Annotated in this window: 14 protein-coding genes; 12 read left to right on the forward strand and 2 right to left on the reverse strand. The window is 71.7% G+C overall.

Translation table 11 applies throughout. The features are described from left to right. Window positions 1–4 precede the first annotated feature (4 nt). The 5 genes from lysA (at window position 5) to rho (ending at window position 7,285) form a co-directional block, all read left to right on the forward strand. Entirely contained in the window at window positions 5–1,441 is a 1,437-nt protein-coding gene (lysA, locus tag CLV68_RS09770) for a diaminopimelate decarboxylase (protein WP_121390049.1), read from the forward strand. Next, the gene (locus tag CLV68_RS09775; RefSeq protein WP_121390050.1) at window positions 1,438–2,754 is read left to right on the forward strand and encodes a homoserine dehydrogenase; all 1,317 of its coding nucleotides are present in this window, start codon (window positions 1,438–1,440) and stop codon (window positions 2,752–2,754) included. Before lysA ends, CLV68_RS09775 begins: the two co-directional genes overlap by 4 nt. Then, window positions 2,751–3,827 (forward strand): threonine synthase, encoded by a 1,077-nt coding sequence (gene thrC / locus CLV68_RS09780; protein WP_121390051.1) that lies wholly within the window; start codon window positions 2,751–2,753, stop codon window positions 3,825–3,827. The genes CLV68_RS09775 and thrC overlap by 4 nt, the downstream gene beginning before the upstream one ends. Beyond that, on the forward strand, window positions 3,824–4,720 hold the full coding sequence (gene thrB / locus CLV68_RS09785; protein ID WP_121390052.1) for a homoserine kinase: 897 nt from the start codon (window positions 3,824–3,826) through the stop codon (window positions 4,718–4,720). Before thrC ends, thrB begins: the two co-directional genes overlap by 4 nt. Before the next feature lie 456 nt (window positions 4,721–5,176). Beyond that, window positions 5,177–7,285, forward strand: a complete 2,109-nt coding sequence (gene rho, locus CLV68_RS09790; protein ID WP_121390053.1) for a transcription termination factor Rho — start codon at window positions 5,177–5,179, stop codon at window positions 7,283–7,285. A gap of 9 nt (window positions 7,286–7,294) precedes the next feature. Here rho and CLV68_RS09795 read toward each other — a convergent pair whose 3' ends face one another. Continuing rightward, on the reverse strand, window positions 7,295–7,687 hold the full coding sequence (locus CLV68_RS09795; RefSeq protein ID WP_121390054.1) for a hypothetical protein: 393 nt from the start codon (window positions 7,685–7,687) through the stop codon (window positions 7,295–7,297). A gap of 236 nt (window positions 7,688–7,923) precedes the next feature. Between CLV68_RS09795 and rpmE the strand changes: the two genes are divergently transcribed. The 3 genes from rpmE (at window position 7,924) to prmC (ending at window position 10,173) form a co-directional block, all read left to right on the forward strand. Then, window positions 7,924–8,145, forward strand: a complete 222-nt coding sequence (gene rpmE / locus CLV68_RS09800; protein ID WP_092775607.1) for a 50S ribosomal protein L31 — start codon at window positions 7,924–7,926, stop codon at window positions 8,143–8,145. An 81-nt stretch (window positions 8,146–8,226) separates the two neighbouring features. Continuing rightward, window positions 8,227–9,303: a peptide chain release factor 1 gene (gene prfA, locus CLV68_RS09805; RefSeq protein WP_121390055.1), complete on the forward strand. Its 1,077-nt coding sequence runs from the start codon at window positions 8,227–8,229 to the stop codon at window positions 9,301–9,303. Between the two features lie 3 nt (window positions 9,304–9,306). Then, complete coding sequence (gene prmC / locus CLV68_RS09810) at window positions 9,307–10,173, forward strand: peptide chain release factor N(5)-glutamine methyltransferase (protein ID WP_246009743.1); 867 nt, start codon at window positions 9,307–9,309, stop codon at window positions 10,171–10,173. A 902-nt stretch (window positions 10,174–11,075) separates the two neighbouring features. Here prmC and CLV68_RS09815 read toward each other — a convergent pair. After that, window positions 11,076–11,651, reverse strand: coding sequence for a hypothetical protein (locus CLV68_RS09815; RefSeq protein WP_147459928.1), 576 nt, complete (start codon window positions 11,649–11,651; stop codon window positions 11,076–11,078). Between the two features lie 173 nt (window positions 11,652–11,824). On the opposite strand from CLV68_RS09815, the gene CLV68_RS09820 reads away from it, so the two are divergent. The 4 genes from CLV68_RS09820 to CLV68_RS09835 all read left to right on the forward strand — a co-directional run bounded on the left by CLV68_RS09820 (window position 11,825) and on the right by CLV68_RS09835 (window position 16,117). After that, window positions 11,825–12,649: a hypothetical protein gene (locus CLV68_RS09820; protein WP_121390057.1), complete on the forward strand. Its 825-nt coding sequence runs from the start codon at window positions 11,825–11,827 to the stop codon at window positions 12,647–12,649. Window positions 12,650–13,704: 1,055 nt separating this feature from the next. Next, on the forward strand, window positions 13,705–14,352 hold the full coding sequence (locus CLV68_RS09825) for an L-threonylcarbamoyladenylate synthase (protein ID WP_121390058.1): 648 nt from the start codon (window positions 13,705–13,707) through the stop codon (window positions 14,350–14,352). A 95-nt stretch (window positions 14,353–14,447) separates the two neighbouring features. Further along, window positions 14,448–15,602, forward strand: a complete 1,155-nt coding sequence (locus CLV68_RS09830) for a glycosyltransferase family 4 protein (RefSeq protein ID WP_246009744.1) — start codon at window positions 14,448–14,450, stop codon at window positions 15,600–15,602. Continuing rightward, window positions 15,599–16,117, forward strand: coding sequence for a Cg1360 family ATP-synthase-associated protein (locus CLV68_RS09835; protein WP_121390059.1), 519 nt, complete (start codon window positions 15,599–15,601; stop codon window positions 16,115–16,117). Before CLV68_RS09830 ends, CLV68_RS09835 begins: the two co-directional genes overlap by 4 nt. Window positions 16,118–16,224 lie beyond the last annotated feature (107 nt).

Genomic DNA, 16,224 nt, shown 5'->3' on the forward strand with positions numbered 1-16,224 from the left:
AACCATGAGGGCACACCCGGCAGGTCCGCGGCACGCGGATGTCCTGTCGTCGAGCAACACCGCCAGTGAGCGGCCGACCAGCGCGGCCGCGCTCGACGAGCTGGTCGAGTACGTCTGGCCGCGCAACACCGCCCGCGGTGACGACGGGGCGGTCCGGGTCGCGGGCGTCGACGTCCGCGAGCTGGCCGAGACGTACGGGACCCCGGTGTTCGTCGTCGACGAGGACGACTTCCGGGCCCGCTGCCGCGAGCACGCGCAGGCGTTCGGCGACCCCGCGCTGGTGCACTACGCCTCCAAGGCGTTCCTGTCCGTGGAGATCGCCCGCTGGGTGGCCCAGGAGGGCCTGAGCATCGACGTGTGCAGCGGCGGCGAGCTCGCGGTCGCCCTGCGCGCCGAGTTCCCGCCGGAGCGGATCACCCTGCACGGCAACAACAAGTCCACCGCGGAGCTGGCGCAGGCGCTCGACGCCGGGGTCGGCACGGTCGTGGTCGACTCCTTCTTCGAGATCGCCCGCCTCGACCACCTCGCCCGTGAGCGCGGCGTCGTCGCCGACGTCCTCATCCGGGTGACCGTCGGCGTCGAGGCGCACACCCACGAGTTCATCGCCACCGCGCACGAGGACCAGAAGTTCGGCTTCTCCCTCGCGGGCGGCGACGCGGCCGAGGCGGCCAGGCGGGTGCTCAAGTCGGGCGGCCTGCGCCTGGTCGGCCTGCACAGCCACATCGGCTCGCAGATCTTCGACGCCGACGGCTTCGAGGTCGCCGCGCACCGGGTCATCGGCCTGCTGGCCGAGCTGCACGCCGAGCACGGCGCCGAGGCGCTCACCGACGTCACCACCGTCGACCTCGGCGGCGGCCTGGGCATCGCCTACACCGCGCAGGACGACCCGCCGCCGCCCGGCTGGCTGGCCGAGCAGCTGCGCACCATCGTCACCAAGGAGTGCGAGCAGGCCGGGCTGCCGCAGCCGAGGATCGCCGTGGAGCCGGGCCGGGCGATCGTCGGGCCCAGCATGATCACCGTCTACGAGGTCGGCACCACCAAGGACGTGTCCCTCGGCCACGGCACCGGCCGACGCTACGTCAGCGTCGACGGCGGGATGAGCGACAACATCCGCACCGCGCTCTACGACGCCGTCTACGACACCCGCCTGGTCTCGCGCTCCAGCGACGAGGGCGAGCGCGGCGCGCGGGCCGTGCTGTCCCGAGTCGTGGGCAAGCACTGTGAGTCCGGTGACGTTGTGGTGCGAGACTGCTGGCTGCCCGACAACCTTGCACCCGGCGACCTGCTGGCCGTCGCGGCGACCGGTGCGTACTGCTACGCCATGGCGAGCAACTACAACCGGCTGCCCCGACCGGCGGTGGTGGCCGTGCGCGAGGGATCGGCGCGGCTGCTGCTGCGTCGGGAGACCGTGGACGACCTGCTCAGACTGGAGACCCCTTGACCGCGGCGACGAGCGTGACAGCCGAACCGATCCGTGTCGCCCTGCTGGGCTGCGGCACCGTCGGCACCCAGATCGCGCGCCTGCTCACCGAGCAGGCCGACGACCTGGCCGCCAGGGTCGGCGCCAGGATCGACCTGGTCGGCATCGCGGTGCGCAGGCCCAACAAGCACCGCGACGTGCCAGCCGAGCTGCTCACCACCGACGCGGCCGCCCTGGTCACCCGCGCCGACGTCGACGTGGTGGTCGAGGTCATCGGCGGCATCGAGCCGACCAGGGGCTGGCTGCTCGACGCCCTCAACGCGGGCAAGTCGGTGGTCACCGCCAACAAGGCGCTGCTGGCCGAGCACGCGGGCGAGCTGTTCGAGGCCGCCGACCGCACCGGTGCCGACCTGTACTTCGAGGCGGCGGTCGCCGGGGCCATCCCGCTGCTGCGCCCGCTGCGCGAGTCGCTGGCCGGTGACCGCATCACCCGGGTGATGGGCATCGTCAACGGCACCACGAACTTCATCCTCTCCGCCATGGACGAGACCGGCGCCGGGTACTCCGAGACCCTCGACGAGGCGTCCCGGCTCGGGTACGCCGAGGCCGACCCGACCGCGGACGTCGACGGGTTCGACGCCGCGTCCAAGGCCGCGATCCTGGCGTCGCTGTCCTTCCACACCCGGGTCACCGCTGGCGACGTCTACCGCGAGGGCATCTCCGCGGTGACCTCCGCCGACTTCGCCGCGGCCCGCGCGCTGGACCGCACCATCAAGCTGCTGGCCATCTGCGAGCGGGTGCAGACCGACGACGGCGAGACCGTCGCGGTCCGCGTGCACCCGGCGATGATCCCGCGCAGCCACCCGCTGGCCGGGGTGAGCGGCGCGTTCAACGCGGTGTTCGTCGAGGCGGAGGCCGCGGGCCAGCTCATGTTCTACGGGCAGGGAGCGGGCGGTGCACCCACCGCCAGCGCCGTGCTCGGCGATCTGGTCGCGGTAGCCCGCAACCGGACCGTCGGCGGGCGCGGACCGCGCGAGTCGGCCTACGCCGACCTGCCGGTGCGCCCGATCGCGCAGGCGTCGACCAGGTACCACATCAGCCTGGACGTCGCCGACCGCGCGGGCGTGCTCTCGGCGGTCGCCGCCGAGTTCGCCCAGCACGAGGTGAGCATCGCCGCCGTCCGCCAGGAGGGCCGGGCGCACGACGCGAGCCTCGTGATCGTCACCCACTCGGCACCGGACGCCGCGCTACGCTCCACAGTGGACAAGGTCGCGGGGCTGCCGTTCGTGCACGAGGTGGTCAGTGTGATGCGGGTCGAAGGCGAGGACTCATGACCATCCCCACCGGTGTGCGGCCAGGTTGGCCGGGCATCATCGAGGCGTACCGGGCGCGGATCCCGCTGCCGGCGGGCGCGAAGATCATCACCCTCGGCGAGGGCAACACCCCGTTGCTGCCAGCGCCGTACCTGTCGGAGCGCACCGGCAGCACCGTCTACCTCAAGGTCGAGGGGCACAACCCGACCGGGTCGTTCAAGGACCGCGGCATGACCGTGGCCATGACGCACGCGCTCGCCGCGGGCCTCGGGGCCGTCATCTGCGCCTCCACCGGCAACACCTCGGCGTCGGCGAGCGCGTACGCCGCCCGCGCCGGGCTCACCTCCGCGGTGCTGGTGCCGCGCGGCAAGATCGCGCTCGGCAAGCTCGCCCAGGCCGTCGCCTACGGCGCCAGGGTCCTGCAGATCGACGGCAACTTCGACGACTGCCTGGAACTGGCCCGCAAGACCGCCAACGAGTACCCGGTCGGGTTGGTCAACTCGGTCAACCCGGTGCGGTTGGTCGGCCAGAAGACCGCGGCGTGGGAGATCTGCGACGTCCTCGGGCGCGCGCCGGACGTCCACTGCCTGCCGGTCGGCAACGCGGGCAACATCACCGCCTACTGGCGCGGGTACCGCGACTACGCCGAGGACGGCATCACCACCGGCACGCCCAGGATGTTCGGCTTCCAGGCCGAGGGGGCCGCCCCGATCGTGCGCGGGGAGCCGGTGCCCAACCCGGAGACCATCGCGACGGCGATCCGGGTCGGCAGTCCGGCTTCCTGGGCCGGTGCGGTCGCCGCCCGCGACGAGTCCGGCGGGCTCGTCGACGCGGTCAGCGACCAGCAGATCCTTGAGGCGTACCGGTTGCTGCCGCTGCGCGAGGGCGTGTTCGTCGAGCCGGGCTCGGCGGCCAGCATCGCCGGTCTGCTTGCCACCGCCGCGGACGGGCGGCTGCCGCAGGGGTCCGTCGTGGTCTGCACCGTCACCGGGCACGGCCTCAAGGACCCCGACACCGCGCTCGACGGGCTGGTCGAGGTCGAGCCGGTGCCGGTGGACGCCTCGGCGGTCGCCTCCGCGCTGGACCTGGGGTGAGCGGGGGCGTCCGCGTCCGGGTGCCCGCGTCGTCGGCGAACCTGGGCGCGGGGTTCGACGCGCTCGGGCTCGCCCTCGCACTGCACGACGTGCTCGAGGTCCGCCCCGGCTCCTCCCCGCTGACCGTCGTGGTCGGCGGGGAGGGCGCTGGGGAGGTCCCGCTCGACGAGACGCACCTGGTCGTGCGCGCGCTGCGGGCGGCGAGCGCCCACCTCGGGCACGACCCTGGCGGCCTGGAACTGACCTGTGCCAACGCGATCCCGCACGCGCGCGGTCTCGGGTCGTCCGCCGCGGCCATCGTCGGCGGTATCGCGGCCGGGTACGGCCTCGCCGGGGTGGAGTTGGTCGGGACGGCGCTGGAGGACGCGCTGCACCTGGCCGCCGAGTTCGAGGGGCACGCGGACAACGTCGCGGCGAGCCTGCTCGGCGGGCTCGTCCTGGCCTGGACCGACGAGACCACGGGCCGCTTCCGCGCCGCGCGCGTCGACCCGCACCCGGACCTGCGTCCGGTCGCCGTCGTACCCGCCGAGCAGTCCGCGACCCACGTGACCAGGGGTTTGCTGCCCGCGGTCGTCCCGCACGCCGACGCCGCGTTCGCCGCGGGCCGCTCCGCGCTCGCCGTGCACGCCATCGCCGCGCGGCCGGACCTGTTGCTGCCCGCCACCGCGGACACGCTGCACCAGGACTACCGCGAGAAAGCGTGGCCGGACACCTTGCGCGTGGTCCGCGAACTGCGCGCCAGGGGCGTCGCGGCAGCGGTTTCCGGTGCCGGGCCGACCGTTCTCGCACTGACCACGGACGGTGTCCTGCCCGCCGGGGTCGACGTCACCGGTTTCACGGTCATCCCCGTTGCGGTGGACCGATCGGGCGTTCGGGTAGACCCACTCGGCTGAGCGGGAACACCCGCGGTCACCGCGGCGGTGACCCGACCGGGACCACCAGGGCACTGCGCGTGACTCAGATCACCGTCTTCCGTGGCGAAACAGGGGCGACGCGCTGTGAGCCGGTTGTTGCACCTTGAGTGACTGCCGTCTACCCTCGGGGTCGTTCAGTCACCGCGCGCACGGGCGCCCGGTGTCGTTCCGGGGAGTTCTTTCCCCGGGTCGCATCATCTGCCGGGGTATCGGCTCAGTCCTTCACCAAGGTCCGAGTCGGCGCTCGCGGGTACCCGATGGCCGCGGTGGCCAGCAGCTCCCTGTTTTGGCGGCCGTGTCGCAACGGTTGGCCCGGACCCGTGGCCGCCTCCGCGGCGCGGCAGTTCAGCACAGGGCAGTCACGCCGTCTCGCGTTCCGTCGGACGGCGGCCGCTGGTCCACGTTGGAGGCGGGGACCGGTCAGGAAGGACATGTGTGAGCAATACCGATCTACTGAGCAGCGACCCGAAGGCGCAGGCCGACGGCGGCGCACCCCGGCGCAGGGCGGGCCTGTCCGGCATGGTCCTCGCCGAACTGCGCGAGCTCGCAGGCCAACTGGGGATCACCAGCACCACCGGTATGCGCAAGGGCGACCTGATCGCTGCCATCAAGGAGCGGCAGGGCGGCGGCTCCGGCGGGACCGCGCAGCAGTTGCCGCTCAACGGCGCCGACACCGCGGTCGAGGCCAAGCCCAAGCGCGAGCGGGCGAGCAAGGCCGAGCGGCCCGCTGAGGTGGCCGAGGTAGCCGCGCCTGCCGCGCCGGTGGAGACCGCCGCGCCGGAGGCGCAGCGCCAGGACGGTGGCCGGGACAACCGGCGCCGCCGCGGGTCCAGCCGCGCGGCGGGCAGCCCGGAGGCCATCGCGGCCACCGCGGCGCAGGCACCGGTCGAGCAGGCCCCCGCGGCCACCCAGCCCGCTCCGGTCACCCAGGCCACCCAGCCGGTCCAGGCCGAGCAGCCGCGCCGCACCGAGTCCAGGGAGGACGGCAGGCCGGAGCGCCGCGACCGTCGCGACCGCAACGACCGGGGCGACCGCAACGACCGCGGTGACCGCCAGGACCGGGGCGACCGCGGTGACCGCAACGACCGCGGCGAGCGCAACGACCGCAACGACCGGGGCGACCGCAACGACCGGCCCGACCGGGGTGACCGCAACGATCGCGGTGACCGCAACGACCGGGGTGACCGCAACGACCGCGGTGACCGGGGCGGCGACCGCAACCGGCCCGACCGGCAGGACCGGCAGTCCAACCAGTCCGACCGGCAGGACAACCGCCCGCTCGACGATGACGACGACGGCGAGGGCGGCGGTCGCCGCGGTCGCCGCTTCCGGGACCGCCGCCGTCGCGGTGGCCGCGTCGAGGGTGGCAGCGCCGGGCAGAACGACACCGACGTCCGCGACGACGACGTCCTGCTCCCGGTCGCCGGGGTGCTCGACGTGCTGGAGAACTACGCCTTCGTGCGCACCTCCGGCTACCTCGCAGGCCCCAACGACGTCTACGTCTCGCTGTCGCTGGTCCGCAAGTACGGGCTGCGCCGCGGCGACGCCATCACCGGCCAGGTCCGCCAGCCGCGCGAGGGCGAGGCCCAGCGGCAGAAGTTCAACCCGCTGGTGCGGGTGGAGTCGATCAACGGGCTCGAGCCGGACCAGGCCCGCAACCGGCCGGAGTTCACCAAGCTCACCCCGCTCTACCCCAACGAGCGACTGCGCCTGGAGACCGAGCCGCACATCCTCACCACCCGCGTCATCGACCTGGTGATGCCGGTGGGCAAGGGGCAGCGCGCGCTCATCGTGTCCCCGCCCAAGGCGGGCAAGACCTCGGTGCTGCAGGCGATCGCCAACGCGATCACCACCAACAACCCCGAGGTCTACCTCATGGTGGTGCTCGTCGACGAGCGCCCGGAAGAGGTCACCGACATGCAGCGCTCGGTCAAGGGTGAGGTCATCGCCTCCACCTTCGACCGGCCGCCGGGCGACCACACCACGGTCGCGGAGCTGTCCATCGAGCGCGCCAAGCGCCTGGTGGAGATGGGCCACGACGTGGTCGTGCTGCTCGACTCGATCACCCGCCTCGGCCGCGCGTACAACCTCGCGGCCCCGGCGTCCGGCCGGATCCTGTCCGGTGGTGTCGACTCGACGGCGCTGTTCCCGCCCAAGCGCTTCCTCGGCGCGGCGCGCAACATCGAGGGTGGCGGTTCGCTGACCATCTTCGCCACCGCGCTGGTGGAGACCGGTTCCGCCGGTGACACCGTGATCTTCGAGGAGTTCAAGGGCACCGGCAACGCCGAGCTCAAGCTGGACCGCAAGATCGCCGACAAGCGGATCTTCCCCGCCGTCGACGTCGACCCGTCCGGCACCCGCAAGGAGGAGCTGCTGCTCCCGCCGGACGAGCTCGCGGTCACCGTCAAGCTGCGCCGGGTGCTGCACGCGCTCGACAGCCAGGCCGCCATCGAGCTGCTGCTCGACCGGCTGCGCAAGTCCCGCACCAACATCGAGTTCCTGATGCAGGTCGCGAAGACGACACCGGCCGGGAACGACGTCTAGTCGTCGTCCTCAGCCACCTCCGAGTCCCCGCGGGCCACTGGCGCGCGGGGACTCGGTCGTCGCGGCCGCGACCAGCGCCACCGCGGCCGGGATGCCCAGGCACATCGCCAGCCCGTTGGGCACCGCGACGCCGTGCAGCGCGAGCCCGGCGCCGAACACCGCGACCGGGTAGGGCAGCGCCAACGCCGCCCGCTGCGCCGACGACCACCACGTCACCGACGGTCCCAGTGCGACGGTCACCGCCGCGGCCGCGCCGAGCAGGCCGCTGGAGAGCGTGACCGGCCAGGACGCGCCCAGCAGCAACCCGCCGAGCGCGGTCAGACCGAGCACGGACAGCGTGAACAGCACGGGCACCGCCAGCCACGCCACCGGCGTCAGCGGTCTGCCCAGGGCAGGGCGCACCCGTCGATTCTCCGTCGGATCCGGCACTTCCCCGGGGCGTCATCGACGAGTGGACCCGGGGCTGCGGCGGGAGGACGCCCTGGTCCGACGAGCGGTGGAATACCCCGACCGGGGGCCGCGTTGCACCGTTCGCCAGCACGTCTGGCAGACTGTCAGGTCGAGTCCGGCTCCGGTTCACCCCGCCAGTAACAGCTGGTCAGCGGGGACCCGGCGGCCACACGAGAGAGGCGACCACCGTGAAGAACGGCATCCACCCCGAGTACGTCACGACGTCGGTGACCTGCGGCTGCGGGAACACCTTCAGCACCCGCAGCACCAAGACCTCCGGCAGCATCTTCGTCGAGGTCTGCTCCGCCTGCCACCCGTTCTACACGGGCAAGCAGAAGATCCTCGACACCGGCGGCCGCGTCGCCAGGTTCGAGGCCCGCTACGGCAAGCGGGACAAGACCGCCAAGTAGCCACGCTCACGGCGCCCGCCCGGTACTCGGGCGGGCGCCGTTCGCATGGCGGGGCCTGGTCACACCACGAGGGGAGTCGGCGTGGACGCCGGAACACTGAGCCAGCTGCGGGCCGAGCACGCCGAGCTGGAGTCCGAGCTGGCCGACCCGTCGGTGCACGCCGACCAGGACCGGGCGCGCAAGCTGGGGCGCCGCTACGCCGAGCTGTCGCCGGTGATCAAGGCGTACCGCGAGCTGGAGGCCACCCGCAGCGACCTGGAGGCCGCCCGCGAGCTGGCCGACGAGGACGCCGCGTTCGCCGCGGAGGCCGAGGAGCTCGCCGCGCGCATCCCCGGGCTGGAGACCAAGCTCACCGAGCTGCTGCTGCCGCGCGACCCGCACGACGGTGCCGACGTGCTGCTGGAGGTCAAGTCCGGTGAGGGCGGCGAGGAGTCCGCGCTGTTCGCAGGCGACCTGCTGCGGATGTACCTGCGCTACGCCGAGCGGCACGGCTGGAAGGCCGAGGTCCTCGACGGCACCGAGTCCGACCTGGGCGGCTACAAGGACGTCACGGTCGCCATCAAGAGCAAGGGCAGCGACCCCGACGGTGTCTGGGCCAGGCTCAAGTTCGAGGGCGGCGTGCACCGGGTGCAGCGCGTCCCGGTGACCGAGTCGCAGGGCCGCATCCACACCTCCGCCGCGGGCGTGCTGGTCGTCCCCGAGGTCGAGGACTCCGAGGACATCGGCGAGATCCCGGACAAGGACCTGCGCATCGACGTGTACCGCTCCTCGGGCAAGGGCGGCCAGAGCGTCAACACGACCGACTCGGCCGTGCGCATCACGCACCTGCCGACCGGCATCGTGGTGTCCTGCCAGAACGAGCGCTCCCAGCTGCAGAACAAGGCCCGCGCGATGATGGTCCTGCGCGCCAGGCTGCTCGCCGCGGCCGAGGAGGAGGCGGCCAGGCAGGCGTCCGACGCGCGCCGCAGCCAGATCCGCACCGTGGACCGCTCCGAGCGGGTCCGCACCTACAACTTCCCGGAGAACCGCATCTCCGACCACCGCGTCGGCTACAAGGCCCACAACCTCGAAGCCGTCCTCGACGGCGAACTCGACGGCGTCCTCGACGCCCTGGCCACCGCCGACCGCGCCGAACGCCTCGCCAACTCGGCGGGCTGACCCGTGCGCCACCCCCTGCGCCTGGCCATCCGCGACGCGGAACGCATCCTCACCGCGGCCGGGGTGGACTCCCCGCGCACCGACGCGGAACTGCTGGCAGCACACGTGTTGGCGGTTCCCCGGGGCCAACTGGTGATGATCCCCCTGGTCTCCTCCGGCGAGGTCGACCAACTCGCGGGCCTGGTCCGCCGCCGCGCCGCCCGCGAACCGTTGCAGCACCTGACCGGTTCGGTGGCGATGGGCTCGGTCGAGGTCTCGGTGGGACCGGGGGTGTTCGTGCCCCGCCCGGAGACGGAGTTGCTGCTGGAATGGGGACTCGCCGCCCTGTCCGATGTGGACTCACCGGTCGTGGTCGACCTGTGCGCGGGTTCCGGCGTGCTGGCCTTGGCGGTCGCGGCGGCGCGGCCGGACGCTGTCGTGCACGCGGTCGAGCTGGACTCGTCCGCACTGGCTTGGGCTCGTCGCAATTCCGACGCGCGGGTGAGCGCGGGGGACAGGCCGATCCGTTTGCACCACGGGGATGTGACGGATCCCGCGCTGCTGTCCGAGATGGACGGACAGGTGGATCTGGTGCTGTGCAACCCGCCTTACGTGCCGGAGGGGACGCCGGTACCGCCCGAGGTGTCCGGGTTCGACCCAGCCCGAGCGGTCTTCTCCGGCGCGGACGGGCTTACGGTGATCCGCTCAGTGGTCTCCCTCGCCGCACGACTGCTGAAGCCGGGCGGATCGGTGGCCATCGAACACGACGACTCACAGGGCGAGTCGGTACCTGCTCTGCTGCGCGCCCGCCGCGTTCTGTCCGATGTGGACGCTCGCCTGGACTTGGCCGGTCGCCCTCGGTTCGCCACCGCTGTTCGGGTCGTCAGCTGACTTTCGCGGTCAGCTGACTTTCGGCCCGAACTTTCACCCGGTTCAGCGACAGAAGTTATCCACATGTGGATCTTCGGCGGCCTGTGTGAAGATCTTTTGTCGGGGGGTGCCGATAGACTGGCACTGGGACGCCCCCCGGTGTGGGTGGGGGCTGGGCAGGGTCGGGACCGCGTGCGCGCGAAGCGGTTCCGGTGGGGTCAAGGCGTCTGGGCGGGGTTAGCGGACTTGCGTGGGGCTAGGAGGCTTGCGCGGGTTGGAGGACCTGCGTGGGACGGAAGGCTTGCGCGGGTTAGCGGACTTGCGCGGGGTTAGAAGGATTGCGCTGGGGTTAGACGATTGCGGCGGGTTAGCGGACTTGCGCGGGATTAGAAGGGTTGCGGCGGGTTAGAGGACTTGCGCGAGGTTAGAGGACTTGCGCGAGGTTAGAGGGATAGCGCGGGGGTTAGAGGGTTGCGGCGGGTAAGAGGGATAGCGCGGGGTTGGAAGAGTTGCGGCGGGTTGGAGGATTGGGCGGAGGGGCTGGGGTGGAGCTGCTCTGGGTGGGGCACCGTGGGGTCGTGTTCGCTGCCCTGGGGGCCGATGCGCCGACCGGGTGTTCGCCGGGACTCGGTTGCGACTGACGTAGCCGAGAAAGACCGCCTCTGGGCCGCGCTGGGCGCCGGGTAGAGGCAGGCGGGGAAGACGGGGCGCGTCGGGGTGTGTGCCGCCGCGCAGGAGGCTGGGCGGGTGTTCGTGGAAAGGGGCTCTCGGCTGAGGTGGCGTCGGGGTGGGCTGTCGCGCATGGGGGAGTGGGCGGGCCCGCGCGGCGAGAGGGGAGTGGGTCGCCCGGAAGCGGGATTCGTAGTGGGTACGGTCACTCGTGGTGCAGCGAAGTCCACTAAGGAGTGAATCTGGTCAGCGGCTCAGGGGGTGCTGTTGTCGACCATGGTGTTGAAGATCGACTTGGTGTCCGACCAGCGGTCCGTGGTCGAGCTGGCGTAGAGGAAGTACTCGGTCCCGGCGATCCGCCAGTACATCGAGTGGGCTCGGCGCCTGCCCGCGGCCGAGTCGTGTTCGAACTCCCAGTCCACGGCGAGCACGTCGTGGTAGGTGGTGGTGCCCAGGCTGAAGCGCTGGAAGCCGCGGTGGGCCTCGGCGAAGCGCTGTTCGTAGTCCACGTGCGCGGCCACCAGGTCCGCCGCCGGGGCCGCTGAGCCGCCGTAGCGGACGTAGCGGGTCGGGTCGGTCGGGTCGGTCGCCTGCATGGCGCCGGGGCCGCTGGAACGGGTGATGGTCCAGCCGACCGGGATGGTGGTGATCAGGCCGCCGGGGCCCGCGACGCGCTGGTAGCCCTCGGGGACCGGCATCGCGACCGGGGACGGGCCCGTCGTCGTGGTCGACGGCGGGGTGGGGCCCTCGGTGTAGATGTACACCGGATACGCCTGGACCTGGGGTTCCTTGGGGGCGACGAGCAGCACCGTGCCGACCGCCGCGCTCACCGCGGCGTAGGCCACCACGAGTGAGGACGCCAGCCATCGCGAGCTGAGCTGGTATCCCCTGCCCGCTCGATGTCCCCGTCGGCGGTAACTGGTCGTGGTGGCTCCCTTGGCGTCCGGTGGGTCAGATCCCCGGTATGGCGTACTGAGGGTAGCGTGCGCACCTGGGTGATCCAATGCTTCGAACATGGCAGGACGTCACCGCCAAGTGGCGGCTGGTGACCGACAGCGACCACGGCGCCGACTCCGGTCCGGTGGCCGCCCGGCAGTTCGCCGCGGCGGCCCGCGCCGAGTTGCTCGCCGGGCACCTCGACGCGGCTGCGGCCGGGTTCGCGCAGGCCGCCGCGCTGCGCACGGATCCGCTGGACCAGGTGGGAATCGGCGACGTCCAACTGGCCCGCGGCCACTGGCGCACCGCCGCGACCCACTACCGGGCCGCCGCGGACCTCGACCCCGACAACGTGCTCGTCGCCCTGGCCGTGTCGCAGGTGATGGTCGCGGCCGGTGACGCCGAAACCGCCGTCCACGATCTGGAACGCCGCTTCGGCACAACCGCCGACCCGGTACTGCGCTACTACCTGGCCAGCACGTGGACCTCGGTCGGCGACCAGGCCCGAGCGGCCACAGAGGACGAGGTCCTCGTCATCGCCAACGAGCACCAACTCCACCTGTGCGAACAAGCCGCCACCCGAATCCTCGCCCTCGACGTCGAAGACCACGAACTCCGCCGCGGCGCCGAACGCCTCCTGGCCGAGGTCCGCTCCGGTCGCCGCTGGCAGTGGCGTCCTGAGGGCATCGCGGTGAGTCTCGCGGTGTTGGCGGTGTCGTTGGGGCTGACGTTGGTCGCCGTTGGTGGAATCACGGGCAGTGCGTTGCTGGTGGCGGCAGGGATCGTGGCGGGGAGCGGGTTGCTGTACCTGATCGTGGTGCGGTTCCGCCGACAGGCGTGGCAGGAACGGGCTACGGATCTGGCTGATCGGATTGTTCGGCCTGGGGCTTGAGGTTGGGGCTGGGTGGGCGGTGCGGTTGTCCACAGGGGATGGCTGGCTCGGCCTGTTTTGTGGGTGGTGCTCGGTAGGCTGTGTATCGGGGGGTGCTTTGGCGGGTTTGATCTTGAGCTGGGGGTGTTCCGGCTCTCGTGCTCGCCTGCGGCGTCGATGATCAACGGCTCGCCTGCGGCATTGCGTGGGGGCGCGAGAAAGCGAAGAGCTCGATGCGGCGAACTTGTTTTGCGCGGGGCCCCTACGACACCCGGGCAGAACCACAAAGCAGGGGCCGAAAAGCAGGCCCTGCCACGTGAGCGACGCTACGGGTGTCGTCCCCCCACACAAAACAAGTCCGCCCCATCGAGCCGGCCTGGCACCAGCGGATCCGAGGAGCGCGTGGTCGGCCAACGTTGTTCAGGGGTGCGTGGGGGCCAACGCCGTAGAGGGGCGCGGTGGGGCCAACGTCGCACAGTCTCGATCGGTTGGGGCCGGTGACTCCGAGGGGCGCGTGGATGGCCAACGGCTGAGAGGGGCGGTTGTCGGGCAACGTTGTTCGGGGGCGAGTGTGGGCCAATGCCCGAGACGGGCACGTGGGAGCCAGCGCCTGGGAAGGGCGCGTGGAGGCCAACGCCTGTGTGTGGGCACGTTGAGGCAATCGTCCTAGAGGGGCGCGTGAGGACCGACGCCTGAGAGGGGCGCGTAAGGGTCAACGGCTGGCCATCTCGCCTGGGCGGGCCAATACGGCGAGTCGGGGGCTCTGGCCGAGCAAGATCAACTCCGCTCCGGGGGCCCACCCTCCCGGGGTCTGGGGGCCCATCTCTGAATCTATCGCTTTGCCCGTCCTGTCAATAGCTCCGCGCGCGCCCTGTGGACAGCTGACGACCATGTGGACAACCCGAACCAGGCAACCCGGCCCAGACCACCGGTGCCAGCCCGCCCAAGGTCCGCGACGCCGGGCTCGGTGGGGGTTTGCCGTGGTTCGTGACTGCGGGTGGGGGGCGTTGAGATGGGGTTCGGGTGGGAGTGGATCTGCTTGTCGCGGCTGGGGTGGGCAGGGATAGGCTGGCTGGGTGACGGTGTTCGACTGTGGTGATCGTGGGCAGCGGGCCGATGGGCTTGGGGCCGCGGCCAGTGCCGTGCGGTCCGGGCGGCTGGTGGTGGTGCCGACCGACACCGTGTACGGGATCGGGTGCGACGCGTTCTCCGCGACCGCGGTTGCCGGGTTGTTGGCGGCGAAGAACCGGGGGCCGGACATGCCGGTCGGGGTGCTGGTCGGGTCGTGGTCGACCATTGACGGGCTGGTGCTCTCGGTGCCGCACACCGCGCGGACGCTGGTGGAGGCGTTCTGGCCGGGGGATCTGTCGATCGTGCTGCCGCACGCGCCGTCGTTGAACTGGGACCTCGGGCGGACCGGGGGGACGGTGATGCTGCGGATGCCGCTGCACCCGGTTGCCATCGAGTTGTTGCGCGAGGTCGGGCCGATGGCCGTCACCAGCGCCAACAAGTCCGGTCAGCCGCCCGCGGCGACCGCGCAGGAGGCCGTCGAGCAGTTCGGCGACCTGGTCAGCATCTACCTCGACGGTGGTCCCTCCGGTGACCTCGTTCCGTCCACGATCGTCGACCTGACCGGGGACGAGCCGCTGGTGCTGCGCGAGGGCGCGGTCAGCGTCGCCGCCGTGCGCGAGGCGTTGGGCACCGAGGTCCGCACCGCGCGGTAGGGTCGGTCCCTCCCCGGCTTGACCCCTGTGAATTTCCCGTCCGACCAGCAGGAGACGCGACCCGCCGTGCCCACGTCCGACCCGAGTGCCCGCGCGTGATCCCCACGGGCGAGTTCGCTCCCGCGGGCCTCCCGGTCCGCGAGTACCTGCTGGTCGGGTTGGTCACGGCGGTGCTGACCTTCCTGCTCACCGGTCTGGTCCGGCTCTTCGCGATCCGCTTCGGCGCGGTCGCCTACCCCCGCCAGCGCGACGTGCACGTGGTGCCGATGCCGCGGCTGGGTGGGCTCGCGATGTACCTGGGGGTGTGCGGCGGGATGCTGCTGGCCCACCAGTTGCCGGTGCTGCGCCGCGCGTTCGACTACTCGTTCGACCCGACGGCCGTGCTCATCGGCGGTGGCCTCATCGTCGCGATCGGTGTCCTCGACGACCGGTTCGAGCTGGACTCGCTGACCAAGCTGGCTGGCCAGACCACCTGCGCTGGCATCCTGGTGCTCTACGGCATCCAGTGGCTGGTGCTGTGGGTGCCGTGGGGCGGCGACGAGAACGTGTTCGGGTCGGTGCTGATCCTCGACCAGAACCAGGGCGGTCTGCTGGCCATCCTGCTCGCCGTCACCCTCATCAACGCGATCAACTTCATCGACGGCCTCGACGGGCTCGCCGCCGGGGTCGGCATGATCGCCGCGGCCGCGACGGCGGTGTTCTCGCTGCACCTGCTCACCGTCTCCGGCGGCGACGTCGGCAACTACTCGCCCGCGCTGATCGCCGCGACGCTCGCCGGGGCCTGCCTGGGCTTCCTGCCGCACAACTTCCAGCCCGCGCGGCTGTTCATGGGCGACTCCGGCTCGATGCTCATCGGTCTGATGCTCGCCGCCGCCAGCACGACCGCCTCCGGGAGGGCGAACCCCAGCATCTGGGGGGTCACCGACGCCATCGCGCTGCTCTCGCCGCTGCTGATCGTGATGGCGGTGCTGTTCATCCCGGTGCTCGACCTGCTGCTGGCGATCATCCGCCGCACCAGGCGCGGGGTCAGCCCGTTCTCCGCCGACAAGATGCACCTGCACCACCGGCTGCTCGAGATCGGCCACTCCCAGCGCCGCGCGGTACTGCTCATCTACTTGTGGGCCTGCCTGCTGGCCTTCGGCGCGGTCGCGGTCACCGTCTACGACATCTCCGCGGTCGTCTGGGTGGTCGGCGTCGGCGTCCTGATCGCGGTGATCATCTCCGTCATCCCTAGACTGAGGTCACGATGAGCGAGCACAACCCGGACACCGACGGCCAAACCGGTACCGACACCACCACGGCGAGCACGGTGCCCAGCACCCACGCCGAGTCCCAGCTGCTGCTGGCCGACCAGATGTGGCGCGGCGCCAGGTGGCCGGTCGTCGGCGCCTGGGTGGTCGGGGTCGTGGCGTGGACCGTGGTCGGCGGGGTGGCCGGGCTGTGGAGCTCGGTGATCGGCGGGACCGTTGCCGCGCTGTCTGGCTGGGGAACGCTCGTGCTGATGCGCCGCACGGTGGGCTTGAACGTGCAGCTGCTGATGGCCGCGGTGCTCGGCGGTTTCGTGGCCAAGATGTTCGTGTTGCTGATCACCCTCGTGCTGGTTCGTGCGATCCCCGGGGTGCACATCTACGCGTTGGCGACCACCATGTTGGCGGTGGTCCTGGTCAGCGCGATCGCCGAGACCGCGGTGTTCCGGCGGACGAAGATCCCCACTTTGATCCTCCCGGCACAGGACCAGGCCACCGGCAGCACCACCGAGAACTGAAAGCAGTACGGCTGTACGGCCCCCCGACCGGGGCTGATATGGTGCGCGCGGACACCAGTGGTGGCGCCCGAACCTCACCCCTTCGTGGGATTTCGCAGGGATGGCAG

The organism is Actinokineospora cianjurensis, from assembly GCF_003663795.1.
Lineage (GTDB): Bacteria > Actinomycetota > Actinomycetes > Mycobacteriales > Pseudonocardiaceae > Actinokineospora > Actinokineospora terrae.